The organism is Alteromonas sp. ABH4_454 (genome assembly GCF_056311775.1).
Genome location: NZ_CM149972.1, coordinates 4453909 through 4479228, shown reverse-complemented (window position 1 = coordinate 4479228; position 25320 = coordinate 4453909). Strand labels below are relative to the sequence as shown.

The 25320-nt window shown below is 44.3% G+C and carries 20 protein-coding genes and 2 pseudogenes; 11 read left to right on the top strand and 11 right to left on the bottom strand.

All coding sequences use genetic code 11. From position 1 onward, the window contains the following. Positions 1 to 19 precede the first annotated feature (19 nt). The 10 genes and pseudogenes from kduD (at position 20) to ACYX4W_RS19460 (ending at position 10813) form a co-directional block, all read left to right on the top strand. Positions 20 to 781: a 2-dehydro-3-deoxy-D-gluconate 5-dehydrogenase KduD gene (gene kduD / locus ACYX4W_RS19505; protein ID WP_476074267.1), complete on the top strand. Its 762-nt coding sequence runs from the start codon at positions 20 to 22 to the stop codon at positions 779 to 781. A 56-nt stretch (positions 782 to 837) separates the two neighbouring features. Further along, on the top strand, positions 838 to 1344 hold the full coding sequence (locus ACYX4W_RS19500) for an IclR family transcriptional regulator (protein ID WP_474804991.1): 507 nt from the start codon (positions 838 to 840) through the stop codon (positions 1342 to 1344). Beyond that, a pseudogene (locus ACYX4W_RS19495) lies at positions 1287 to 1610 on the top strand (IclR family transcriptional regulator domain-containing protein); the annotation flags it as partial. The gene ACYX4W_RS19500 and the pseudogene ACYX4W_RS19495, both read left to right, overlap by 58 nt. 45 nt (positions 1611 to 1655) lie before the next feature. Then, positions 1656 to 2597 (top strand): sugar kinase, encoded by a 942-nt coding sequence (locus ACYX4W_RS19490; protein WP_476074266.1) that lies wholly within the window; start codon positions 1656 to 1658, stop codon positions 2595 to 2597. 43 nt (positions 2598 to 2640) lie between these two features. After that, positions 2641 to 4029 carry an FGGY-family carbohydrate kinase gene (locus ACYX4W_RS19485; RefSeq protein ID WP_476074265.1) on the top strand — a complete coding sequence of 463 codons (1389 nt, stop codon included), beginning with the start codon at positions 2641 to 2643 and terminating at the stop codon, positions 4027 to 4029. 86 nt (positions 4030 to 4115) lie between these two features. After that, positions 4116 to 4901 (top strand): DeoR/GlpR family DNA-binding transcription regulator, encoded by a 786-nt coding sequence (locus tag ACYX4W_RS19480; RefSeq protein ID WP_474804997.1) that lies wholly within the window; start codon positions 4116 to 4118, stop codon positions 4899 to 4901. 315 nt (positions 4902 to 5216) lie between these two features. Continuing rightward, positions 5217 to 7409, top strand: a complete 2193-nt coding sequence (locus tag ACYX4W_RS19475) for a bifunctional rhamnulose-1-phosphate aldolase/short-chain dehydrogenase (RefSeq protein ID WP_474804999.1) — start codon at positions 5217 to 5219, stop codon at positions 7407 to 7409. Positions 7410 to 7419: 10 nt separating this feature from the next. Next, on the top strand, positions 7420 to 8715 hold the full coding sequence (gene rhaI, locus ACYX4W_RS19470) for an L-rhamnose catabolism isomerase (protein ID WP_474854605.1): 1296 nt from the start codon (positions 7420 to 7422) through the stop codon (positions 8713 to 8715). A gap of 137 nt (positions 8716 to 8852) precedes the next feature. Further along, positions 8853 to 9998: an alpha-hydroxy acid oxidase gene (locus tag ACYX4W_RS19465; RefSeq protein WP_476074264.1), complete on the top strand. Its 1146-nt coding sequence runs from the start codon at positions 8853 to 8855 to the stop codon at positions 9996 to 9998. Positions 9999 to 10174: 176 nt separating this feature from the next. Further along, positions 10175 to 10813, top strand: coding sequence for an RpiB/LacA/LacB family sugar-phosphate isomerase (locus tag ACYX4W_RS19460; RefSeq protein WP_474805005.1), 639 nt, complete (start codon positions 10175 to 10177; stop codon positions 10811 to 10813). 105 nt (positions 10814 to 10918) lie between these two features. Here ACYX4W_RS19460 and ACYX4W_RS19455 read toward each other — a convergent pair whose 3' ends face one another. Further along, complete coding sequence (locus ACYX4W_RS19455; protein WP_476074263.1) at positions 10919 to 11221, bottom strand: ATP-binding protein; 303 nt, start codon at positions 11219 to 11221, stop codon at positions 10919 to 10921. A gap of 277 nt (positions 11222 to 11498) precedes the next feature. On the opposite strand from ACYX4W_RS19455, the pseudogene ACYX4W_RS19450 reads away from it, so the two are divergent. Then, positions 11499 to 11892 (top strand): annotated as a pseudogene (locus tag ACYX4W_RS19450) (YaaA family protein); the annotation flags it as partial. Between the two features lie 98 nt (positions 11893 to 11990). Here the strand turns inward: ACYX4W_RS19450 and ACYX4W_RS19445 are convergent. From ACYX4W_RS19445 to pqqA, 10 genes are all read right to left on the bottom strand, one after another. Further along, positions 11991 to 14909: a TonB-dependent receptor gene (locus ACYX4W_RS19445; RefSeq protein WP_476074262.1), complete on the bottom strand. Its 2919-nt coding sequence runs from the start codon at positions 14907 to 14909 to the stop codon at positions 11991 to 11993. A 363-nt stretch (positions 14910 to 15272) separates the two neighbouring features. Continuing rightward, entirely contained in the window at positions 15273 to 16829 is a 1557-nt protein-coding gene (locus tag ACYX4W_RS19440) for a rhamnogalacturonan acetylesterase (protein ID WP_476074261.1), read from the bottom strand. Positions 16830 to 17338: 509 nt separating this feature from the next. After that, positions 17339 to 19831 (bottom strand): TonB-dependent receptor, encoded by a 2493-nt coding sequence (locus ACYX4W_RS19435; protein WP_476074260.1) that lies wholly within the window; start codon positions 19829 to 19831, stop codon positions 17339 to 17341. A gap of 120 nt (positions 19832 to 19951) precedes the next feature. Then, positions 19952 to 21151 carry a hypothetical protein gene (locus ACYX4W_RS19430; protein WP_476074259.1) on the bottom strand — a complete coding sequence of 400 codons (1200 nt, stop codon included), beginning with the start codon at positions 21149 to 21151 and terminating at the stop codon, positions 19952 to 19954. After that, complete coding sequence (locus ACYX4W_RS19425) at positions 21123 to 21755, bottom strand: insulinase family protein (protein ID WP_476074258.1); 633 nt, start codon at positions 21753 to 21755, stop codon at positions 21123 to 21125. The genes ACYX4W_RS19430 and ACYX4W_RS19425 overlap by 29 nt, the downstream gene beginning before the upstream one ends. Positions 21756 to 21842: 87 nt before the next feature. After that, complete coding sequence (gene pqqE / locus ACYX4W_RS19420; protein ID WP_476074257.1) at positions 21843 to 23003, bottom strand: pyrroloquinoline quinone biosynthesis protein PqqE; 1161 nt, start codon at positions 23001 to 23003, stop codon at positions 21843 to 21845. After that, positions 22993 to 23394 carry a pyrroloquinoline quinone biosynthesis peptide chaperone PqqD gene (pqqD, locus tag ACYX4W_RS19415; RefSeq protein WP_476074256.1) on the bottom strand — a complete coding sequence of 134 codons (402 nt, stop codon included), beginning with the start codon at positions 23392 to 23394 and terminating at the stop codon, positions 22993 to 22995. The genes pqqE and pqqD overlap by 11 nt, the downstream gene beginning before the upstream one ends. A gap of 2 nt (positions 23395 to 23396) precedes the next feature. Then, the gene (pqqC, locus tag ACYX4W_RS19410) at positions 23397 to 24152 is read right to left on the bottom strand and encodes a pyrroloquinoline-quinone synthase PqqC (protein ID WP_476074255.1); all 756 of its coding nucleotides are present in this window, start codon (positions 24150 to 24152) and stop codon (positions 23397 to 23399) included. A gap of 2 nt (positions 24153 to 24154) precedes the next feature. Further along, complete coding sequence (gene pqqB, locus ACYX4W_RS19405; RefSeq protein WP_474834831.1) at positions 24155 to 25075, bottom strand: pyrroloquinoline quinone biosynthesis protein PqqB; 921 nt, start codon at positions 25073 to 25075, stop codon at positions 24155 to 24157. A 72-nt stretch (positions 25076 to 25147) separates the two neighbouring features. Continuing rightward, positions 25148 to 25219, bottom strand: coding sequence for a pyrroloquinoline quinone precursor peptide PqqA (gene pqqA / locus ACYX4W_RS19400; protein ID WP_071953288.1), 72 nt, complete (start codon positions 25217 to 25219; stop codon positions 25148 to 25150). Between the last annotated feature and the right edge of the window lie 101 nt (positions 25220 to 25320).

Here is a 25320-nt window from a genome sequence, read left to right as displayed (position 1 = left end):
TATTAGGGAGCAAGAAGCGATGGCTTTAAATTTTGAACTACATGGCAAGACTGCCCTGGTTACAGGAGCAAGCCGAGGTATCGGACAAGCGCTTGCGGTGGGTCTGGCTCAATCAGGCGCAACTGTAATTTGTGCCAGTAGTCGAAAAGGTGGCTGTGATGACACAGTGACTAAAATTAAGGAACTAGGCCTGAATGCATATGCCCTTAGTGCTGATTTAAGTGATGCGGATGCAACGCGCGCGCTCGCTGATGAAGCACTGACAGTAACAGGTAGCGTAGATATTTTAGTTAACAACGGCGGTACCATTTATCGCGCGCCAGCAACGGAATTTCCACTTGAACAATGGCAGAATGTGATGCATGTGAATATTGATTCTGCATTTATATTGTCCCAAGCAATTGGTAAGACTATGGTCAAACACGGGCGTGGAAAAATCATCAATATAGCTTCAATGCTCAGTTACAGCGGGGGTATTACGGTGCCTGCATACACCGCTAGCAAACATGCTATCGCTGGCTTAACTAAGGCATTAGCGAACGAGTGGGGGCAGCACAATATTCAAGTTAACGCCATTGCTCCTGGCTACATTCGTACCGATAACACGCAAGCGCTTCAAGATGACAGTGAACGCAGCAATGAAATACTCAAGCGTATCCCAGCAAATCGTTGGGGCGAGGCAGAAGATTTACAAGGTGCGGCGGTATTCTTAGCCAGCGATGCCAGTGCCTATGTAAATGGTCATATCCTTGCAGTCGATGGCGGTTTCTTAGCGCGTTAATAACCTTGAGTCCGAGGCGCGAAAGCGCTTCAGCACTTCAAAAAGATGGAGTCAACATGGCGACAGAACGTTACACAATACCCAGTGTGGTTCATGCTTGCGAAATTTTACGATTGATGGCAAATAGCGAGCAAGGGTTAAGTATGCAAGCCCTAGAGGAAGCGTTGTCTCTTCCAAGAACCACAGTGTTTCGTTTGTTAAAAACGCTACTGGCAGAAAACCTGCTCGAAAAGCGGGGCAAACTCTATTTCAGCGGAGCAAGTCTATTACAGCTAGGGTTACAAGTTATCCATTCTGACCGTCTGCAGCATTTTGCCATCCCCCATATTCAACGTTTAGCGCTGCAAACGGGGTATACCGCCCACTTAGCGGTGCCAAACCATGGGAAAGCACTAATAGTGGAAGTGTTTGACAGTCCTAGCCCCTTGATGGTGTCTAAGCGTCCGGGGGGGAAGCTCAGCTTCATTGCTCTGCCACAGGAAAGGTATTTCTCGCATTCTTATATGCAGATAATGTCGAGCTACTTATGGAAGAGCATCCGATGGAAAAACATACTGACCTGACGATTACTGAGATTGATGTGCTCGAGAAAGAGTTATCTAGGGTAAGAGCCATGGGGTATGCCGTCGATGAAAGGGAATACAACAAGGATATACGCTGTGTCGCTGTACCTGTCAGAGATAGCATGGGCACAGTAGTAGCCGCACTTGGTATCACAACTCCTGCGGCAGTATTTCCTAAAGGTAATATCCAACAAGTATCCGACTTGGTTAAAGAAGCCGCTCGTGGCATCTATAAAGATACGTATCAGCTAGATAGAGCAAAATAAATTTTTCCGATTATCGCAAAACCACAAACAACCTAGAGCAAATTTATGTACCACAGTGTTTTTATTGGCGAGGTGATGGTAGAGCTGCCTATGACAGAGAGTAAAAACGTTACCCTAAACGTCGCAGGTGATACCTTCAATAGTGCAATCTACTTCAAGCGGGTGTTTAATGAGAGTCAGGTGAGCTATTTAACCGCAATTGGTACTGATAAATTTAGTCAGCGTATAAGCCATTTCGCTGAAGAGGAGGGGATAGATAGCTCGCTGATGTTAAAACATCGCAACCGTTTGCCTGGACTTTATGCAATAGAAACCGACTCACAAGGTGAGCGCTCTTTTCATTATTGGCGTGATAGGTCCGCCGCTAAAGATCTTATGAATCTTGCTTTTAATCACGGTGTAACGCTAGACAACGCTGATCTCATTTATTTTACAGGCATAACCCTTGCCGTGCTTTGTGCGGCTCAACGACAGATGTTGCTCGACTTCCTAGAAGAGAGTAAGGCCAAGGGGGCAACCATTGCTTTTGATCCGAACTATCGCCCTATGTTGTGGGAAGGGCTTGAAGATGCAGTCTATTGGACACAAAAAGCTTATTCTTTAAGCGATATTGTATTTCCAGGGTTGGAAGATCATACCGCATTATTTGGACATGCTTCTATACCTAAAATAGTAGACTTTTTTTCCTCTATGTCGCCACAGGAGATGATCTTAAAAGATGGGGTTAAACCTGTAAGAGTCGTTACTCCATTCGAAGACACCTCTGTCTCTATCGTACCAGTAACAGACGTAGTCGATACCACATCAGCGGGCGACGGTTTTACCGCAGGGTACTTGGCGTGCAGGGCAAAAAAAATGTCAGTAACGCACGCTGTTGAAGTTGCCGCAAAATTAGCGGGTACGATTATTCGCCATCCTGGCGCTATCATTCCTCGCCAAGTGATGGACTGTAACCATGTTGATTTATTATCTAGCCCGGTAGGTTAATCGCCTTAATTTAGGCACAAATACCATAAGGAAGTATTCATTCATGAGAAAAGCCGTTTTAGACATAGGGAAAACACACATTAAGCTGTTGTTTCTCGAAAATAATACTGAATTAGCCAGTTTTAGCTGTAAAAACTCGCCGGTTATAGGTATGTATAGTCAGTGCGATGTCAATGCAATCTGGTCTTGGCTTACCGAGACACTACGCTCATGTAATTTCACAGCCTCGGTAGAAGCGATTAGCGTAACAACGCACGGAGCAGCTGGTGCTTTAATTAATCATACAGATAAATCTAACCCTACGGGGTTGGTACTGCCTATATTAGACTACGAATACGAAGGTGTAGATAGTTGCGAAAAAGATTATATGACTGTGAAACCAAGTTTCAATGAAACGTTCTCTCCTTCGCTACCTTGCGGTCTAAACCTTGGTAAACAGTTGTTTTGGCTTGAGAGTCATTACCCAAAAGCATTTTCCTCTGCAACCGCGATGTTGATGTACCCGCAATATTGGGCCTGGAGGCTCTGCGGTGAACTGGCTACAGAAGTCACCTCCCTAGGGTGCCATACGGATCTATGGGAACCGGTTTCAGGTCAGTATTCCACCTTAGTCGAGAAACAAAGTTGGCACCAGCTTTTTCCCCCTTTAAAAAATGCGTGGGATTGTTTAGGCACTGTGACAGATGAGGTTAGTGAAGAGACGGGGTTGCCGATAAGTTGCAAAGTTTATACGGGGGTCCATGACAGCAATGCGAGCTTACTGCGGTATTTGAAACTAAACCATAATAAAGCATTCTCTGTCATTTCAACGGGAACCTGGACCATTTTAATGCAAGTAAACGGTAACCTTGAAGGCTTGGGAAATCATCAGGATACCCTGTCAAACGTCGATGTTTATGGTAACCCCGTTGCTTGCGCCCGTTTTATGGGAGGCCGTGAATACGAACGAATCTGTGCTTCTTTGGGGGGCAATATAGTGATGTCACCGACCCAGCAAGATCTTCAAACCGCCATAGATAATTTGTGGATGGTAACGCCCGATTACAGTAACGGAAATGGGCCTTTTGGTGGACTTTCGCCCAGACAGTATTGCCCAGAGAACTCGAGTTCTGTGCACGCCATTGCAACCTTATATTGTGCATTGATGATTGATCGGCGATTAGACGATTTAGACGCGCACGGCGAAATTTATATTGAGGGCGCATTCTTAAAAAACCAACTACTCTGTGCGTTGGTAGCTCAATTACGCCCTCATCAAAAAGTTTGGTTGTCTGCTGACAATACCGGTACTGTACTGGGAGCATCGGCATTGACGGAATTTGAGCATTATGATGGAAGTGATATCGCAGTAGAGCCATGCTTAGCGTCAAATTTTAGCGGTATGGAAAAGTACAGAGCACAATGGCTATTTCGCATAAACCAATCAAATTAACGCGTTTTCAATAGTGTATGATTGATGTTGAGCGTAACTGTGGTTATATTAATGTTAACAAAAAGACCTAACGACAAGGGATATTCATGCTTGAGAAACAGCGCCACCAATTGATTCTCGATATTCTTGATGAAGCCACCTTCATCAGCGTGCGAGATTTGTGCACGCAGCTGAATTCATCAGAAGCCACTATACGCCGAGACCTCAATAAATTGGCGGCACAAAATAAGCTAGAGAAAATACGTGGCGGCGCTCAAGTGATAGAGAGTCGATCCGTATCGAATATACGCCTATCAGGTAATGCATTCCTAGTCGATAGAGAAAAAAATACCAACACTAAACGTATGATTGCCAAGGCTGCTACGGAAATGTGTGAAGATGGCGAATCAATTATTATCAATGGTGGAAGCTCGACGTTCATGATGTCGGAGTTCTTAGTTGATCGACGTATGAATGTATTAACCAACTCGTTTGTACTTGCTCATGAGCTGCTTGAAAATAGTCAGAATCAGGTAACTTTGCCTGGCGGTGAGGTGTACCGAAAACAAAGCATAATTTTAAGTTCGTTTGAGAATGACACCACGCAAAATTATCGCGGCAGTAAAATGTTCATGGGTTCCCCTGGCGTAAGTGAATTCGGTGTAGTGGAGGGAGACCCGCTGCTTATACTTGCCGAGCAGAAGCTACGAAAACGGGCTGAGAAGCTTATTGTGCTTGCCGATAGCTCAAAAATTGGCGTGAAAGGGAATCTTATCTTTTGCGGGATAAAAGACGTAGATACCGTAATTACTGATAGTAATGCCGACGCTGCAACCTTGAAAAAATTGGAAGACAACGGCGTAAATGTGATTGTGGTACAGGCCTGCGATTAACTCGTGTTTGTTAGCGCTTTACTACCGCGTTTTTGTTTTGTAACGCGCTAAACATCAACTCCATTTTTTATAAAACACTCTTCTATTGCTGCATACCTTAAGCGTCTTAGCTAGGGGTCACTCCTACAATGCCTTTCTCTCTTTATTAACTTATTGCTGATGTAATCTTCATGTGTTTCATATGTAACATTAATGTTTAATTGTGATTGAAAATGATTGACATAGATTGTTGTGGATGTATATTGAGCGTTAGTGGGCTGGTTTAGTTTGCTTTTTGCCCAAAACTCGTAAAATACATTCACAGGACGCGCTTACATGCCTTATAAGCCAGAAGACTACAAATTCGTAAAGTACCTATGGGAAGATGACGTTGCTGACAAACTTGATCCCGTCGAAAACCTTGTATATCGCTCCAATAAACTTGGTGAAGACCAGCGAATTACTAATACCGGTGGCGGCAATACGTCAGCGAAACTTATTGAAACGGACCCCCTTACTGGAGAGGACGTCGAAGTATTGTGGGTAAAAGGGTCTGGTGGTGACTTAAGAACATCTAAAAAAGAGAACTTTTCATCACTTTATCAGGATAAGTTGAATGCCCTGGATAATACTTATCAGTCGTTTAGCGATAAGGGTTACAAATCTGCTGGTGAAGACCGCATGGTCGGTATGTTTAAACACTGTAACTTTTGTTTAAACCCTCGCGCTTCTTCAATTGATACACCTTTGCACTCAATGATTAGTGAGAAGCATGTCGATCATTTACACCCGAATGCAGTGATATCTGTCGCATCTTGCAAAGATCAAAGAGTATTAACTGAGGTTATATGGGGAGGTAAGTTAGCTTATGTACCTTGGATGCGTCCGGGGTGGGAAGCTGCGAAACTGTGTGAAGATACTTATGCTGAAAACCCGGAAATATGGGGTATTCTGTTAGGCCAACACGGTCACACCAATTGGTCGAATGAAAGCAAAAGCTGTTATGAAACATCATTATGGGTTGTTGAAACGGCGGCGCGCTATATTGAAGAACACGATAAAGGTGAAATGACATTTGGTGGTCAAAAATACCCATCGCTCGATGAATATAGTAGTAAATCGATGCTAACTAAGTTTCTACCCGTAGCACGTGGTATGTTGTCTAACAATGTGAAGTTTATAGGCACAGTCCAAAACGATGAAGCTACATTGCGTTTTGTTAACAGTGTTGATGCGCCACGATTAGCCGAATTAGGTACGTCTTGTCCAGATCATTTCTTACGTACGAAGATAAAACCGCTTTATGTCGATTTTAATCCTGAGCAAGACGACATACATATCCTGATTGAGAAGTTCGAACGCGGTCTTGCGAAATATCGCGAGGATTACACGGCTTACTATAACGCGTGTAAACGGGCCGATTCTCCTAAGATGCGCGACCCGAGTCCAACGGTCGTATTGATTCCCGGTGTGGGTATGATTGCTTGGGGCAAAAACAAAAGTGAGTCGCGGGTTACCGCAGAATTCTACAATTGTGCTATTGAAGTGATGCGTGGGGCAGAGGCTATCTCTGAATATACGGCGCTGCCTGCTCAAGAAGCTTTTGACATAGAATACTGGGCACTTGAAGAAGCTAAACTGCAGCGTATGCCGGCCGAGAAAACACTGGCAAGAGATGTAGTGGTGGTTATTGGTGCTGGTGATGGCATCGGTAAAGCTACGGCGCACCGGGTTGCCAGAGAAGGGGCACATGTTGTATGCGCTGACCTTAATTTGGATAGTGCTGAAGCGACGGCTAAAGAGCTAACTGATATATATGGCCAAGGTATTGGCGTTGCAGGCAGTGGAATATCAGCTTGTGGCCCTGCTATTGCTTTAGCTGTCGATATCACACGGCGTGAAGCCGTTGAAGCAATGTTGGCAGAGGTTGTTTTCGCCTATGGCGGTATTGATAAGGTCATTGTTACTGCAGGCGTCTTTATTGCCGAAGGGCCAGATCTAATTAAAAACGACAGCGTCTTTGATGTTAGCTTCGGTGTGAACGTTAAAGGCGGTTACATTGTGGCGTCTGAAGCGCAAAAAATTTGGGAAAAGCAGGGGCTGAATGGCGCCATGGTTTTAACGACGAGTGTTAACGCCGCGGTATCGAAAAAGGGTTCACTTGCTTATGACACGAGTAAAGCCGCTGCAAATCACTTGATGCGTGAACTTGCGGTGACGCTCTCGCCGTTGATCAATGTGAATGCATTAGCGCCAGCGACTGTGGTACAAGGAAGCAACATGTTCCCTAGAGATCGCGTTATCTCTTCTCTTTCAAAATATGATATAGCCTTTGAAGATAGTGAATCAACAGAGTCACTGAGAAATAAGCTAGCGCAATTTTACGCACAACGCACACTAACAAAACAACCTATTACACCAGAAGACCAAGCTGAGGCGGCGTATTTACTTGTGTCGGGACAGTTGAGCAAAACTACCGGACAAGTTATCAGTGTTGATGGTGGTTTACACGAAGCATTTCTGCGGTAGGAGCGACTTTATGTTAAAACGAATAGATCAAACATTACTAGAAAAAGAGAACGTCACACTAAAGCGTGATTTAGAAGCAGATTATGCAGCGCTAGGCGAGAAGCTAGCACGGAGTGACGTGGATATTGAGCGGCTTACCTGCGCCGCGGGCGAATTTCAGATTGCTGTTCCTTCTTGGGGAACCGGTACGGGTGGAACACGGTTTGCGCGTTTTCCTGGCGAAGGCGAGCCTCGCAATATTTGGGAAAAGCTGGAGGATTGCGCCGTAATCAATGAGCTTTCTGGTTGTACTGATAGTGTTTCTCCGCACTTTCCGTGGGACAAGGTCTCAGATTTTAGTGAGCTAAAAGAGAAAGCAGACGAATATGGCATAAAGTGGGTATCGGTCAATTCTAATACCTTTCAAGATCAAGTGGGGCAAACCGCGTCTTACAAGTACGGCAGCTTGAGCAATACACAAAAAGCCTCTCGAGAACTCGCTATTGCCCACAATTTAGACTGTATTGAATACGGTAGAAAACTCGGTGCGAAAAGTCTCACGGTATGGGTAGGTGACGGCTCAAATCACCCCGGTCAACAACACTTCCAACGCGCATTTGAACGTTATCTGTCAAGCATGGAAGAAATTTATAAAGGGTTGCCTGACGATTGGGAAATGCATATTGAGCACAAAATGTTCGAGCCTGCGTTTTACTCGACCATTATTCAAGATTGGGGGTCAAATATTCTAGCAGCTATGCAGCTAGGACCTAAATGTAAATCGCTTGTTGATTTAGGGCATCATGCACCCAATACCAATATTGAGATGATTGTGTCTCGTCTAATTCAATTTAAAAAATTGGGCGGGTTCCACTTCAATGACAGTAAATACGGAGATGACGATTTAGACAGTGGCTCTCTGCATCCTTATCAGCAATTTCTTATTTTTAATGAATTGGTTGATGCAGAATATCGTCAGCAAGAAGAGTTTGGGCCTGCATATATGTTGGACCAGTCGCACAATGTGACTGACCCTGCGGAGAGTTTGATTAACTCAGCGATTGAGGTTCAACGTTCATATGTGAAAGCGCTCATCGTTGACCGTGAAAAGCTATATGGTTATCAAGATGAAAACGACGCACTAATGGCATCTCTTGAACTAAAAAATGCGTTTAATCTGGACGTGTCGCCTATTTTGGCAATGGCTCGATTGCGCAAAGGGGCGGCAATAGATCCGCTGGCGGTTTATCGCAAATCTAATTATCGAGAGAATATGGCGAAAGCACGCCCGAGAGATCCTAATGCAACGGGCTCAGGGATTGTGTAATGAGGAAGGCTCGACAACATATTTACACTATTGCTGGCAAGTAGTGTCATCAGTGTAAGTGTGCTTTATCATTAATTTTCAGCCCGTTTACGCGGGCTGTTTTCGTTTCATTCATCACTTTTGATGGCGGAGTTTTCATGAAATTGAGTCATTGTCACAACTTCCATGATTTCAGAAAGTTGGCACAAAAGAAATTACCCGGCCCCATATTTAATTACATTGATGGGGGCGCAGACGACGAAACAACGTTACGACGCAATTCCAATGCTTTCAATGACTGCGACCTAGTGCCTAATGTACTAACTGGTGTTAAAGAGATTGATTTAAGCGTGAGCGTAATGGGGCAACAGCTCAAGTTGCCTGTATATCTTTCACCTACCGCGCTGCAACGACTCTTTCATCACCAAGGGGAAAGGGCAGTGGCGTCGGTTGCAGAGAAGTACGGCACCATGTTTGGCGTATCCTCACTAGGTACTGTGAGTATGGAGGAGATAGCTAAGCAATTTAACACCCCACAAGTTTATCAATTTTACTTTCATAAAGACCGTGGTTTAAACCAAGCAATGATGGAGCGGGCTAAAGCGTCTGGGATCGAAGTAATGATGTTGACCGTTGACTCCATTACTGGGGGGAATCGAGAGCGTGATTTACGGACTGGATTTTCAATTCCGTTTAAATTGAATGCTGCTGGCCTGTGGCAATTTTTATCGAAGCCCGCTTGGGGCATTAACTACGTCACGCATGAAAAGTTTTCTCTGCCTCAATTAGATGCACACATCAATATGGGGGGCGGAACAAGTTCGATAGGCGACTATTTTACCAACATGTTAGACCCATCCATGAACTGGGACGATGTGGCCGAAATGGTTAAGTTTTGGGATGGTCAATTTTGTCTTAAGGGGATTATGAGTGTAGAAGATGCCAAGCGTGCTGTTGATATAGGCTGTACGGGCATTGTTATTTCTAACCATGGTGGTAGGCAATTAGACGGTTCAAGGAGCTCATTTGATCAACTCGCTGAGATAGTGGATGCGGTCGGTGAGCAAATCGACGTGATATTTGACAGCGGTATTCAACGAGGTACGCATGTGTTGAAAGCGCTGGCGCTCGGTGCTAAGGCGGTCGGATTAGGGCGCTACTACCTCTACGCCCTCGCCGCGGCTGGAGAGAAGGGCGTTGAGCGCGCAATGAAACTAATGGTGGCTGAAATTGAGCGTGATATGCGTTTGATGGGGTGTAGCTGTATATGTGAACTTAATCGAGACCATATTCGTTTTCGTTAGCCTCTATGGCAACCAAAGCAAAAACTTCTTTTTGCATCAGAAGCAAAAGCATATACATCGTTTATTTCAAATATGGAACTAAGTCATAGTAGTTGAGAGTACACAGTGAGGTGTAAATTGTAGGTATGCTAGGCTAGCTCAATCTCGGATAAAGAAAGAATCAGTTTGGAGAAGTTATGAAAATTGCACTAATGATGGAAAACAGTCAAGCGACTAAGAATCCGATAATATTAAATGAGCTCACGAGCGTCGCAGACTCGTTGGGACACGATGTATTCAACGTGGGTATGAATAGTGAAACGGATCATCACCTTACCTATGTGCACTTGGGCATAATGGGAGCTATCTTACTCAATTCTAAGGCTGTCGATTTCGTCATTTCCGGCTGTGGTACGGGTCAAGGAGCAATGATGTCTTTGAATGCTCACCCAGGCGTTTTTTGCGGTTACTGCATCGACCCTTCAGATGCATTTCTGTTTAACCAAGTTAACAATGGAAATGCGTTAGCGCTACCTTTTGCCAAAGGCTTTGGGTGGGGCGCTGAACTTAATGCGCGCTATATCTTTGAGAAAGCGTTAACAGGAGAGCGTGGTGCTGGCTATCCTGTTGAACGTAAAGAACCCCAAGTACGAAACGCTGGTATTCTCGCAGATTTGAAACGTGGGTTGGCTCCGGAGAGCTATGTTGATTCACTGAAAAAAATGGACGTTGAACTGGTTAAAACAGCTGTATCTGGCGAGCGTTTTCAACAATGTCTATTTGACCACGGTCAAGATGAAGATATTAAAGCATACGTGAAGTCGTTATTGGCATAGGCGGTCGACATATAGTGAGACAATGAAAATGTCGGAAAAAACGCTGATGCTCAGAAAAAAGCTTCAGCGTTTTTTTATTTGTCGACAAAAGCGATAGCTCAAGGCTTAACGCGTAAACGTAAATAACACGCCTAACCCGCGCCCTTTAAGAAGCGGGTAATGAATAAACCAAATGCTTCCATCGTGTAGCTTCACAATGTCGTATACGAGTGATAAGCCCAACCCATTTTCTTTGCTGGTTCTACTCCCGTCTGCCCGATAAAACCGGCGTTCTCGATTCACAATTACATGTTCACCCACGCCAACTCCAGCACAGTTCACGGCAGTCACGATATGACTCGCCGTGATAGAAAGTTCTACGGTAACTACATTGTTTTCGTTACAGTACTTTATGGCACCATCTAACACGTTCGCTACAGCTTAAAAGAGTAGATTAGGATCAGCAAGCATTGTGGCTGCGTCGAGCTCGATAGGGCGATATTGCGCTCCTCTGCAAGGGAATGGAAAGGTCAGCCACGTCTTCCACGATGGCGCGCACGTCGGTGATACAAAAGCCTTCTTTTTTGTTAGGAGTTTCAAGGCTACTTATGTGTAGCAAGCTATTAAACATATTAAGCAGGTTATCTGCTTCTTGCGTTGTGTCTTCCCTAAGTTGGTCATCTTCGATTTTTTCTTTGTTTAAAAAAGCGGCCTGTACGGATTTCTTCGTCCTTTAGACTTAATGCAGACCTATCGTTTAGAAATGGGCACTAAATTAGCAAACCCTGAAGGTAAAGACCTGTATGCGTTATGGGACGCTCGCATAACTTATTTGCTAAATAGGGCATTAGAAGCACAGCGTGACAATGTGTTGAAGAACCTTGCTCCAAATGAGTACTTTAAAGCGATTAAGAAGAAGTCTTTAGACGGCATGAACATCACGCCAACGTTTAAAGACTGTAAAACGGTCAGTAAAATTTATGAGTTTTTTTGCGAAGAAAGCGCGTGGTTTAATGGCGCGCTATATTCTTGAAAACCAAGTAGAAGATGTAAAAGGTTTGAAAAACTTCGACGTAGACGATTATGCGTTTGGTGAATAACAAAGTTCATCAACTGAACTCGTGTTTATACGTAACCAAGAGTGACTATTAGTTAAGTAAAATAGGGGCTATTAGCCCCTATATCTACATACTGCTATTTACATCTTATAAGTGAAGCCTACAGAAAACTCTCTTCCAGAGTATCGGATGTCACTGATACGGCCTGGGCCATTGACATATATATTGCCTTCTTTAAGTAGATTTCTAACGTCGAAATGAAATTTGAAGTTTTCCAACATACCATCTTGAGGGCGATAGACCACTTTCGCGTCTAAGAAACCTGCATCATCTACGTATACAGGGTTACCGCCCCTATCTGCAGGTGCTTGGAGATAGCTATCTCTGTAATTATAAGCGAATTTAACACTCACTTGTGGCGTCTCATAAAACCACGTTATGTTATAGCTATTTTGCGATTGAGAAGGGAAGTCTAGTTCCTCTCCCGTTAGTTGATTGAACAAGCCGACATCTTCGGAAGTCATGTAAGTGTAGTTTGCGTTGATCCCCATATTGTTAAACGGGGCTGGTAGCATAGAGAAGAAGGTCGACCCTGCCAATTCTATACCATTTGTTGTTACGCCACTTCCATTAATTTTCTGTCTTACATCGTATAAGTTCCCGTCACCAAAAAAGTCCTGATCAAACGTTTCAATTGCATCTAGAATCCAACTATCCATTTTTTTGGTAAAATACGCCCCAGAAAGCATTGAATCCTCGTTAGGATACCAATTTAATGCCACGTCCAGTTGCTTAGCCACGTAGGGCTGAAGGCGAGGGTTACCCGCAGTACACGTATTTGGGCGACCTTCTTGTTGTGAGAGTGCGTCTAAACGAAGAGTACAGCTCGCTGATATATTGAGATCTTTAGCTTTTGGGTGGGCCATAACTTTGGCAGCGCCAAAATAAAGAATTAGTTCATCAGGAATCAATCCAAAGTTTACATTAAAGCTGGGCAAAAGCTCACTGTAGTCGTTTGATAACGTCGTTTGGTCGTTAAAAGCTTCTGGATGGTCTGGGTCAATCATATTACCTTGATCTGGATCGCCATCTACCACATCGACCTGAACTTGAACGATAGCATTGCCCGTTGTATCTACTTGAGTGCGAACGTAACGCATGCCCATGTTTCCCCAATAGGGAATATCGCCTATTTCAGATTCAAAATCAGCCTGGACATAAAAGGCTTGGGAATCCATCTCTACTTCATAGTAGCCTGCCTGAGTAAAGGCTTTTTCAGCGTCGGATATATTGTCTCCGTGAATGTCCATAAAGCCGTTGTAAAACTCTAGGGGCTTAAGTGCCAACCAGCTATCAATAACTGGCACACCAGGATCATAGTTTCCAAAATAGTTATCAACAGTATAGGAGTTAGCGTCAATTAACGAGGCCTGGTCTTCTAAGGTCCACTCAGTACCGCCGTATTCATTGCCGGCAATTCTAGTAATACGGCGGTCTAGTAATTCATGATCTTGGTACTCTGAGCTTACGCGTACACCTGAACGGACTTTGGAGAAAAAGCCTTCTGGTATATAGTAAGTAAAATCAAGTTTACCCATTAGTTGGTCATTATCTTGCGCAATTGGCTTATCGTAGATTCGAGAGTAAAACCAATATGAGTCTGCGCTATTTGCGTCAAACATTTGATCGACATCGGCGCGATTGTTACCGGTATTGAGGTCATATATCGGAGCGCCATTATCAGCAAATTCTACCAAGACATTCTCGACTCTGTTGGCATTTACACGTGATTCGATTTGATAAATATTTTGAGTCTGCTTGGTATAACCTAGCACCCCTGAGACTGAAAATAGATCGTTGCTATAGTCAAAACCTGCATCGTATATTGCCGTTTTTAAATTCCAATCATTATTAATGCTACGATTTACTATTGTGGCGTCACGTGTGAGGAAAGATGAGGCGTTGTGATTATCGCCAACAGTAAAGCTGTCTTCGTATAGATGACTTTCACTAGGAACTTCTAATTGAAGATTAGTATCGACTTGAGTGAAGTCGCGCTCGGTATATGTAACACCAAAATGAGTTGAAAGGTCTGTACTAATCCGATACTGAAACATAGCGTTAGCACTTATTCTGTCTTCATCTCTAGACCATACACTGTTTCGCGGAATTCTCGCACGGAAATCATACCATTGAGCTTCACAGGCAGAGTCGGGGCAATCCGATACGTCAGTTATATCGGCATAGTCTTCATCAACAAAAGTCTTTTCTAAAGAGCCATCGTAATCAGCTTGTCGTACCCATTCGGTATTTCTCAATGCATGAAACGCTGTTGCACGATCTTGAGTTGTAAGGTTTAACATGGCGCCAACGTCATCGCTAAACTTATAAACACCTGTGAAATTGTACTTCTGATTATTAATTTCAGTTAAGTCGTTGTACTGATTTTCAGCGCTTACTTGCAAGAAGTTTTCTTCGAAATCGTTAGGCTTACGGGTTATCACTTTAATTGTGCCACCAATGCCCCCTTCGGTTAAACGAGCCTCAGAGCCTTTAATGACGTCTAGCGCTTTTACCAGTTCAGAAGACATGCTAGCAAAGTCAACGGAGCGTCCAGAGCCGGCAAATGGATCAGATGCCCCTACAGCAGCAACGCCGTTAACTTCAACATTCACTAATTGAGGCTCGACACCGCGGATACTTACAGCTGTACCCTCACCGAATTCTCGCCCTAATTGAACACCAGTTACGCGTTGTAATGCTTCACCAATATTTTTGTCAGGAAACTCACTAATATCTTCAGCTACGATAGAATCCGTTGCTGTGCCAGCTTCTTTTTTTCTATCGATAGCACTTCTCAAGCTAGAGCGCATTCCATAGACTTCAATAATTTCCGTTTGCTCCTCTTTCGCTTCTTCATCTTTATCGGAAACTTGCTCTTGGGCAAATGTTGGTATCGAAGCAAAAGTGACTCCAGTCAATAGTGCAATTGAAATACTGTTGGCAATAAATTTACGTGTAGCAGGCAATGAACCATCGGCGTATTTTGTGTTTTTCATTGTAACCTCGTTCTCCATATCAAAACTGGTTTAACAATCTGGCAATTAATGAATGACCTAAACCAACCTAAATAAACTTTTTATTAATATCTTGTTTACATATGTTGCATGCTAGTGACAATTTAGGTGTCAAGTCAACACAAAATCCATCAAAACCACTCATAATGAAGCTTTATTGCTCAATGAGTTTCATATATGAATTTTCAAAGTTTCGAATATACTATAACGTTGGTAAAGTGCTTGGTGCTCAATAAGGTTGATATTCTAATTGCTTGTAGAATCTATTTGACCATGTGTGGGTAAAGGGTTTAGCTTTACCCACGCACACAGTTCGAACTGGCTAGAAGCATATTAATTTAGGTTTTAACTCTCTGGAATTGCTGAGATTCCAACTATTGGCGCAAGTTGCTTTGCCACGATACCTGCAGTGAGCTTCGCGCCCTCTTTATTCGTGTGAGTGCGGGCATCGCCAAAGAGAGCGTTGACTTCATCTCGACCTAGCGCTTCGTAGCGTTGGGCAACTAAATTATGTAAATCGATAAAAGGCGTGTTGCTTTGTCGCGCTACCTGCAAAGCCCACAAAGGATAACTTTCATCATCTCTAGCAATAAAGGGTGTATTTTCATGCCATATTTTGCGGGGGACAGGCGAGCATATTATTGGAAGTATTCCATTTGCTTTTGCATCACCGATAATTTGCCGCAAATAAGCACCATAACTTTTCACAACTTCCTTTTGTCCTGTTAGCATATTTTCTATTGCTTTTCGCTCATGTCCTATTCCTGGAAGCGTACCACGTGCCCGAGTGGCATCATTGATTTGACTTGAATCATTATGACCAAACTGCACAAGAACGATGTCTCCAGGTTTCATCATAGCAAGAGCGCGTTTCCAATGTCCTTGGGTAATGTAAGTTCGGCTAGATAACCCTCCTACCGCGCGATTAACAATATTTATCCCAGAATCATCTAGCCACTCATAAACAAAATCACCCCAACCCCATTGTTGATCAGCGCCGTCTCCTCGACCATTTCTCACCGTAGAATCTCCTACAAAGAAAACACTTCTGTGCTCTTTATTGGCTACAACCGGTAGTTTTACAAAAGTCCACTCATAACCTTTTACCGCGTTTCCTTTATCAGAATAAAGAGATTGAGCTAATGACGGACGTAAACCTTTAAGCTGGGCCACTATTAAACGGGCATGGAGGTCTGCTCCTTCACTATTGAAATGAGTATGATCTTTGGGGTATAAGGCGTCAGTGCTTGTTTTACCTAGGATCTCAAGTTCGTCAGCTGCGGAATTTGAAAGGTCGATATAAGGAATGTCGAGTTCTTTTGCTAACTGATACATCCATAAGCCATACTGTCCTGAGCCTCGTTCTATTCGGTGGTTTTTCCAGATGTTCCTAACAGTAAGAGAGACTAATATAGGTAGCGCCTTTTTTGCTTTCACATCCTCGACCATTTTGCGAATATAGTGGCCAAAAGAATATACGCGCTCTTGTTGATTGGTTATCAGGTTTTGTATATCAACAGTATTATCACCAATCCCTGCTAGTGTGCCGCGTGCCCTCCGACTATCATTAATTGGGCTTGCATCATTATGACCAAATTGAATTATGACTACATCTCCGGCAGTCACATTAGCAATCAATTTCTGCCACAATCCTTCAGTTATGAATGTCCGTGAACTTTTACCGCCACTAGCGTGATTTTCAATACTTATGTTGTCATTGTTAAAATAGCGCTGGAACATCGAACCCCAACCTTGCTGCGCCGAGTTTGTATAACTAGCTGCTGTTGAATCTCCAGCGATGAAAATTGTTGAAGGAGTTAGGGGATCGAAAGACTCCGCGCTCGCTTTATGGGCGAATAATAATATAAATAGGAAAAAAGCGTTTTTTGTTATAAATTTCATGTGTATAAATCTCATTGATGAGCGGTTGTCAACGCGATAACCAAATAGCTGTAGCCGCAATTAATGTAAGTTTGAATTTTTGTTAATTTATTTATTAGGACATTAACACTGCATTATTTAAGCGAAAATGTCGTAACTCTGTGGATGTACGTGATTTGATAATTTGTTCCATATTTGGAAAAAGCGTATTTTTCCATTGAAATTTGTTTTCAAAGACGTGGGGTCAAGCGAGAGGTATCTTTTTCGAAAAGGTAATGCACTGGGATCAAGGCTATAGAGCAGGTGAACACATGTTTTTATAAACCTTACAGTCAACATTAATTGAATTGAGTTACGCAGTGAGCAGATTAAGAACCAGAGTAGGCCAAAAGAAATCACTGCCATTCCTGCTTTACTTAACCTGCTGCATATAAAAGGCTGTTTGATATCAATTGATGCGATGGGTTGCCAACCCGATATTGCAGAACAAATTGTCGGTAGAAACGCATGTGCTAACAACTGCTACCTTATTAGAATCTCGCTTTTAGATTTACACTGACCATTCGCGGTTGTGCGGGGCCCACGAACTCTGCACCTTCTACGTCGGGATAAATGTCTTCTAATACCTCATCAGCCTCGCCATAAGTGCCAAAGGTTTCGTAGTCTTTGTCGAACACATTGTTCACACGTAGCGATGCGGTAAATGTGTCGTTGAAACGGTACGATGCATAAATGTTTGCAATAACGTATCCGTCAATCTTTTCATTTTCGTTAGCCTCATCGCCCCTAAAGTACTGACTGGATGCTGAAATAACTTCTGCCCCCAAACGCGCTTTATCCGTTAAGGCGTAATCTGCGTAGAGTTTGACTAAATGCTCTGGCTGGCCTGGAATTTTGTCACCTGGCGTTACGAGTCTGTCTGGACCCTGAGGGTTAAAGGGGCTAAACGACGTGAATGTCGATTCATAGGTTGCGTTAAGATAGTTGTAGTTTAACCGGTAGGTTAGCTTTTCCCACGTTGAGCCTACGCTGAATTCAACGCCCTGACGCTGGGTTTCATCAACGTTAATAAAGTATCCGCGAGAGGCAACAGAGCCAGCTTGTTGGAAGATAATGTCGTCCTTACTCCTACTATGAAAAACATTTAGCATCAGGTCGATGTTATCAATGCGTGTGGTGTAGTTCGCTTCAATAGTTTGGGTGACCACCTGATCAAGAGGAGGATCGGCCACAAATCCATTCGGTAACCGACACGGGTCGTCTTCATCAGCACAGCTTAACTCCGCTGGGCTTGGCGTTCTTGAAGACTGGCTGATTGCAAGATTCAACTGGCTTTGCTCATCAATAGTAATGTCTACACCTACCGCTGGATTAAATTGGGTAAAACGGTGATTACCGTCCAATGAACCTTCACCGTCATCAATCAGGTCTTCCATAACAATGTGGTCTCGGTTAAAACGTCCACCAAGATTGAGTGATACGGCTGAAGAGAGCTGTGTACTATTCATGAAAAATAGCGACCATGCGGTGGTGTCTACATCTAATCTAACTCGTGCTTCTTGTGCCATAAGCCCGTCGATGGGTAAAACGGTGCGTGAGTCTTGTGCAGATTCGTTTTCCAAAATACCAAATGTAGTATCAGCGGCGTAGTTAACATCTCCTTTGGTGTAGCTGGCACCAACAATTAACTCTGAACTGAAGCCGCTTAAGGCATATTGTTTTGCTAGCTGAAAAGATAACCCAGTAGCTTTGGCGTCTGTGCGGCCCGTATTGTATGTTCCATCAAGTTCATCTGCGTCCACATCTGATATTTCGGCAAGCGCGGTGTCGTCATCAAAGCCAATAAATTCAACCGCTTCTATATCGTCACCTTCTCCTACAACAGGCAAATCATCGTCATCGTCGTCGCCATCATCATCACTATCAAGCGGATCATCATCGTCATCGTCGTCATCATCTTCAAATTCACACAGTGTTACGCGTCCATCAGCGAACTGGCAGGCACCAAAATCACTGTCATCGCCGTTGATTGATTGAGTTTGTGTGTCGCGATAAAACATATTGGCGGTTAAAGATAAGGTGTCAGTTAAAACGAAATCACCGGTTATATTAACGTGCGTAAGCTCGTTGTTGGTCTGATCGGGGTGGGTGTAGACCGCTTCTCTTCCTTCAATATCCAGCAGTTCTATAGGTGACGCACCATTTCCGAGTAACTCGTTATCGGCCATAAACAGGTTCATGTCGAGATGCATTTTGTCACTTTTATAGGCAAGGGACGTAAATACTTGCTGCACTTCAGATGGCGAATAGTCGCGCCAGCCACCTTCTTCATAGTGATTCAGGTTCACATAATACGCCCAATGATCGTTATGACCACCTGATTCCACAGACGCGGCTTTCTGGCCGAATTGTCCAGCCTGTAAATCTATTTCGTTGGCGTTGAAGCTAAACCCTGTTTTCGTTCTTAGCGCAAGGGCGCCGCCTAGCGTGTTTTGGCCAAACAGAGGGTTTGAACCAGAGTACAAAGAAACGGTATCTATAGCATCTAGCGGCATTAGGTCCCAATGTACAGTATCGCCAAACGCTTCATTAACCCGACCGCCGTTCAAGTACACCGAAATGCCCTGAGGTAGGCCAAGCAGCGGAGAGGCAGTAAACCCGCGGTATTGTAGATCGGGTTGGAACGGATTGTTTTGAACATCGTTTAGGTTCACGCTTGCTAGCTGAGTTTTGAGTAGCTCCGGGAGTGAACGGTTGACGCCCCCTTCAATGTCATCTTGAGTGATTGTTTGAACGTTACCAAATACGGCAGAGTTATTGCTGTTGGCGCTAAGCGGCGTCGCTCCCTGCACCTCTATAACCTCGTAGTGGTCCATTGCATCGTTAGCTTCTGCAGCAGAGCTAAACGCATAGGTTACAGCGCTTGCAATAATCGCAAGAGCAAATGGTGAACGGGCAAGTTGGTGTGTTGGAAATTGTGAAACGTTTTGGCTAGAGCTTTTAGTAGAAATTCGCGTAGGCATGGTCTTGACTGCTTCGTTATTATTTATACTTTCAGTATTGCCTTAACCATTCCCTAAAAATATCCTCCTTAAGTGGGAGGAAGTATCATAAATTAGTAGCAGTGTTTTTTCCTGAATTCCCTACGAGAGCATCGATAAAACCTTATGACACCAGTTTTCACGCTCTGTGATATTTGTATCGCTGGCACCAAATAGAAAAAGATTATTTTCAAAAGTCGCAGCGCCCAGTGCGTAGCATTCCCCCGAGGTTCTTGGTTGCCAAAAAAGCTGGTCAGCCAATACCTCGTGTAGTCTTGCTTGTTGATAGAAAGCAATGCGATACACCCAGTGCGAGGCTGAATAACTAGAAACTGAATTTAGAGGCACTGACTGTACTGTTGTGGGGGAGGACGGGTTTAAAAATGGTGCTAAGTGCGAAGCAATTTGTTCTGCGTTAAATCGCGCTAAAGCAGTGGTGTTTTTAGCGAGGGGGTGTAACAACCGTGGGAGCGAAGGCATGTTCTCTAAAGTAATAAAATGTTGGTACTTGGAGACAAGACGCGGCATTAAAAGTGACTGGTCGCTATTGGAAGCGCTGGCCTGCGCGGAAAAGCCTTTACGTGCCTTTCTAATCCGCTCGAGAGCTATTGACTTTTTAGGTGGAGGTAGAGCCCCTAAATAGGAGAGCGATACCTTATTAGCACTCGCCAAATAAGCGCTTTTGGTGGCACAATCTTTGGCGGCACGCCCGTTCAAAGACAACCCATTCGTTAGTTGCGCAAAATAGCGAATAGCCGCCCCCACACCTTCTGCGTGTTTATCAGTGTTTGCCATCGGGTTTGAAGGCGCGATATCTAATGAGGCGAGACACGTGGATACCACATTTTTTAGTCGTCGCAGCCTTTTATCATAATCATCGCTCACGAGCTTGTGTGTCAGATGTTGTGAAAGCTTTGGAAGTGCTTCTATCGAAAACTCTCTTGCTTCTTCTTTAATCGCTTCTTTTGTGACGAGGCGAATTGCGAATTTACCTTGTTGATTAATTTCGGGGTCAATAAATAAGGTGTTTTCAGGGCCTACTACAGTGTTAAGCGTTGCCTCTTGCTTCTGTAAACCATTTAGAAAGCACTGAGGAAACCACCAGGTTAAGACATGGCTTATTGATTCATTTTTGCCATTTATTGTTTGTGCATCAAGAGAGGCTTCTTTGTCTGAATATGAGTGTTCGCGTTGAGGTGGGTGCTGATTCAGAGGGGCGTCTCTGTTCAGGGGTGGACCTTCGCTTAAAGCCGCTTTCTCGCTCAGGTTTTTTTCAGCGCTCAAGGCTGTTTTTTCGCTCAAGGCTGTTTCCGAGACTCAAGGCTGTAACCACCTCTTTGCACTGTTCAAATAATAGGGTTGAATCGCTGTAAACCAGCGTAGTGATATTGTTTGGCTGATACCACTGGCGTTTGTAGTCTTGAAGCGCTTGAATACTGTTGCTGCCTATGGTTTGTGTAAAACCACCTGCGTGTTGATAGGCATTATTATCGGTATCGGCTAATCGAATAGCGGCGTTTAACGCATAGTCGCTGTTTGCCTCTAGCATGGCGAGCTCGTTAAAAATAACCCCGTCACGCTCTAAGATAACCTCATCGGTACCGTAATCCCAGTTAAGCAGGCCACAGTATAAGTAATTTATAGTATCAAGCAGTAGGTTCGCTTTTTCAGACGAGGCGAAAAAGAAGGTGTACTCGGCGAGTGTGGTAGCGTTAATAGTAACAGGCAGAAGTGTATTGGCCGTAAAAAGCTCGTGGGCAGCAGGGTATGGGTGAGAGCGTCGAAAGCTCATGTGCTCAGCTAAATGAGACAACCCAGTGTAGCCTTCAGCAGGGGTTTTTAGCGCAAAAACGACGCTATGCACTTTTGACCCAGAGCCGGCATCAATGAAATGAAATTCAGACATACACTTTTATCATAACGGGTTAACAGTCTCTCTTACCACTTAGCGCTCACCATTTCGTACTCGCCACATAGTATTTATCCCAAACACTTAGCTTGATGTATTTACTTCTAGAATGGGAATCGGCTTTTCCACCTTCCGATACTGTAGTGCCTTCGACGGTGCAGTACCTGCTTTATCGGTAATGTCTTTCATCAAATGGTGATCGGGCGACTTACTGCAAACCGGATCCGTCTTATACATATCACCTGTTAGTAGGTAGGCCTGACATCGGCAGCCGCCAAAGTCTTTATCTTTTTCATCGCAGTCCCTACAGGGCGAAGGCATCCAGCTATCGCCACGGAAATGATTAAAGCTAAAGTCTTGGTGCCAAATATCGTGCAACGAGCGTTCTTTCACATTAGGAAAACGAAGGGGCAATATTTTTGCACTGTGACACGGAAGGGCACTGCCATCTGGCGTTACGGTTAAAAACGTTGTGCCCCAGCCATTCATGCACGCCTTAGGGCGAGATTCGTAGTAGTCGGGCGATACAAATATGAAGGTTGGGCCTTTACCGTTTTGTTGCGCGCGGTAGCGGTTCACTGCGGTCTCAGCTTCCTGTAATTGCTGTGACGTAGGCAGCAAATGGTCTCTATTTTCATAGGCCCAGCCGTAATACTGTACGGTAGCTAGCTCGACAAAATCAGCGTTCAGCTGCTCGCTGAGCGCCATCACGTCTTCTATTTCGTGAATGTTCTGCGCGGTAATACAGAAGTTAAGCACCATAGGGTAGTTGTATTGTTTTACCAGTTTCGCAATTTTAAGTTTTTGTTCAAATGAGTGACGCTTGTTGCCTATTAGGTCGTTGACTTCAGCATTGGCTGCCTGAAAGCTCAGCTGAATGTGGTCAAGGCCGGCTTCTTTGAGTTTGGCAATACGTTTTTCTGTCATGCCAATGCCAGAGGTGATCAAGTTGGTGTAAAAACCCAAAGCCCGCGCATAAGCGACTAAGTGCTCTAAGTCTTTTCGAATCAATGGCTCACCGCCAGAAAAGCCCAATTGCACGGCGCCCATTTCCCGCGCTTCACGCAGTACACGCTCCCAATGCTCAGTAGAGAGCTCATTAAATGTTTCTTCCATATTTACTGGGTTTGAGCAATAGGGGCAATGCAATGGGCACTGATAGGTAATTTCGGCTAGGAGCCACAGCGGAGGCGTTATGGTATTTGGTACGTCGGTTTGTAAATCAACGTCTGTATTATTCGTCATAGCGGATCCACTTCTTTTGCTCGGCATGAAGTAGAAATGCATGAACATCTTCTTCTAAATCATCGGGTGCATCTGGAAACGCTTGGCGAAGTTCAGCACAAATGGCATTTTCCGTATTGCTTCCATTTACTCGCTTAAGAATTTCTGCCGCAGAAGGGTTAAGTTTGATCATTCCTTCGGGGAACAACAAAACATAACAACCCTGAGCTTTCTCGTACTGCATACGAAAAAGCGGATTTAAAGAAGCTATTTTGTCTCTTGTGCGGCCGCCCTCGTTGCTGTGATTGCTGCTATTTTCAATGTTGTCTTCCGGGTTATTTGAACCAATGTCATCAGCACCGACGCTATCAGCATCTAAGTGGTGTTCGGTTTGCGATTGTAAATTCGACATCGTTAAAACCTCCCTTTATGGCACACCCGCTGATCGGCAATACCATCGAACGGCTTTCTCTTGTATTCATAGGCAAAGCAAATGGCATCAGCAATGCTCCACAAAATATCAATTTTGAACTGCAGTATATTGAGCGCATGTTCTTGCTGTTGTCGGGTAATAAAGTGCTCAAGGGTAATCTGCAGGCCATGCTCTACATCACGGCGCGCCTGACTTAACCGCATTTGAAAGTAGGTAAAGCCTTCACTATCAATCCATGTATAGTGCCTAGGCCAGGTATCTAATCGGCTTTGATGTATTTCAGGGGCGAACATTTCAGTTAACGATGAGCAGGCAGCCTCTTCCCACGACGCACGGCGGGCAAAATTCACATAGGCATTTACTGCAAACTTAACCGCTGGCAACAGGTGGGTTTCATCAAGTAATTCACTGCGGTTCAAGCCTACCGCTTCGCCCAACCGCAACCAGGCTTCTATGCCGCCCAGTCCGTCTTCACCTTCCCGTCCATCATGATCGATTATTCGTTGGATCCAGGTTCTGCGAACCGATTGATCTTCGCAATTCGCTAAGATTGCCGCGTCTTTAACCGGTATCGCCATTTGATAATACAGTCGGTTGGCCACCCAGCCCTGAATTTCATCAACGCTGCAGTGTCCTTCATTCATGCGTTTATGAAAGGGGTGATGAATATGGTAGTAAGCGCCTTTTTCTCTCAGTTTTTGTTCGAATTCTTGTCTAGACCATGCGTGTTCTGTCATTTCTACACCTCAATTTCCATACCGTCGTAGGCCAATTCAATACCTTGCTCACACAGGCTGTGATAGGCACTGGAGTCTTCGTCAAGCACGCGATTTGTGTTGTTGATATGAATAAGTACTTTACGCTCAACGTTAAATTCCTTTAGCAGCGCAATGGCTCCGCCCTTTCCATTAACCGGCATGTGTCCCATATCAGTGCCCAGCTTGTTGCTAAAGCCGTGATCTATCATTTCTTCATTAGCCCACAGCGTACCGTCAAATAGTACGCAGTGAGATTCGCGCATCACCTGTTTTACTGTGTCGTTTGCCTGCATACATCCCGGCGCGTAAAAAAGCACGTTGCCCGTGGTGTCGTCAGTTATCTTCAGGCCGATATTGTTGCCCGGCACAATGTTGTCGCGATACGTCGAGTAAGGGGGCGCATTAGACTCTAATACCACAGGTTGGAAAGTCAGGCCTTCTGCTCCTTTTGGTACAAAGCGTTGATGATAATCGGTATTAATTGAATGCTGCTGTAGTCCGCCGTGCCAGTGTTTTAATACGGTAAAAAGCGGGAAGCTGGTGGTTAGGTCTTCGGCCACAACATCGGTACAGTAAACGGGAAGGGGTAAGCCTTCGCGCAATGTTAGCAGGCCTGTCGTATGGTCTATTTGACTGTCGGTAAGCACAATTGCGCTTATGCGTGTGCCGCGAGACACATGGGCGTCGGGCCACAGCTGCGGATGGCTATTTATCTGCTCCCTTAAATCGGGGGAGGCATTAATGAGAACCCAATTTTTACCATCGCTACTGACAGCAATGCTCGACTGTGTTCTGCCTTTCGCCTTTATTTTACCTTCGCGTAAACCCTTACAATTTGGGCAGTGACAATTCCATTGCGGAAATCCACCCCCGGCGGCAGCACCAAGAATCAATACGTGCATAACAACTCCATACTACAAGTAAAAAAAGGCTGCATCGGCAGCCTTTTTGTTCATCATCCCAGAGGGCGTTGCCTAGCGGTTATTGATGTAAAGAGTTACTTCAAAACCAAGGCGCATTTCTGTGTATTGGGGTTTAGTCCACATAATTGTTCCTCTTCTTTATGATTAAACGCATGACTGAGTATATGTTGAATATGTGTTAACAGATATCCTCCTAAGGGAGGAGAACTGTCATGAATTTTGAT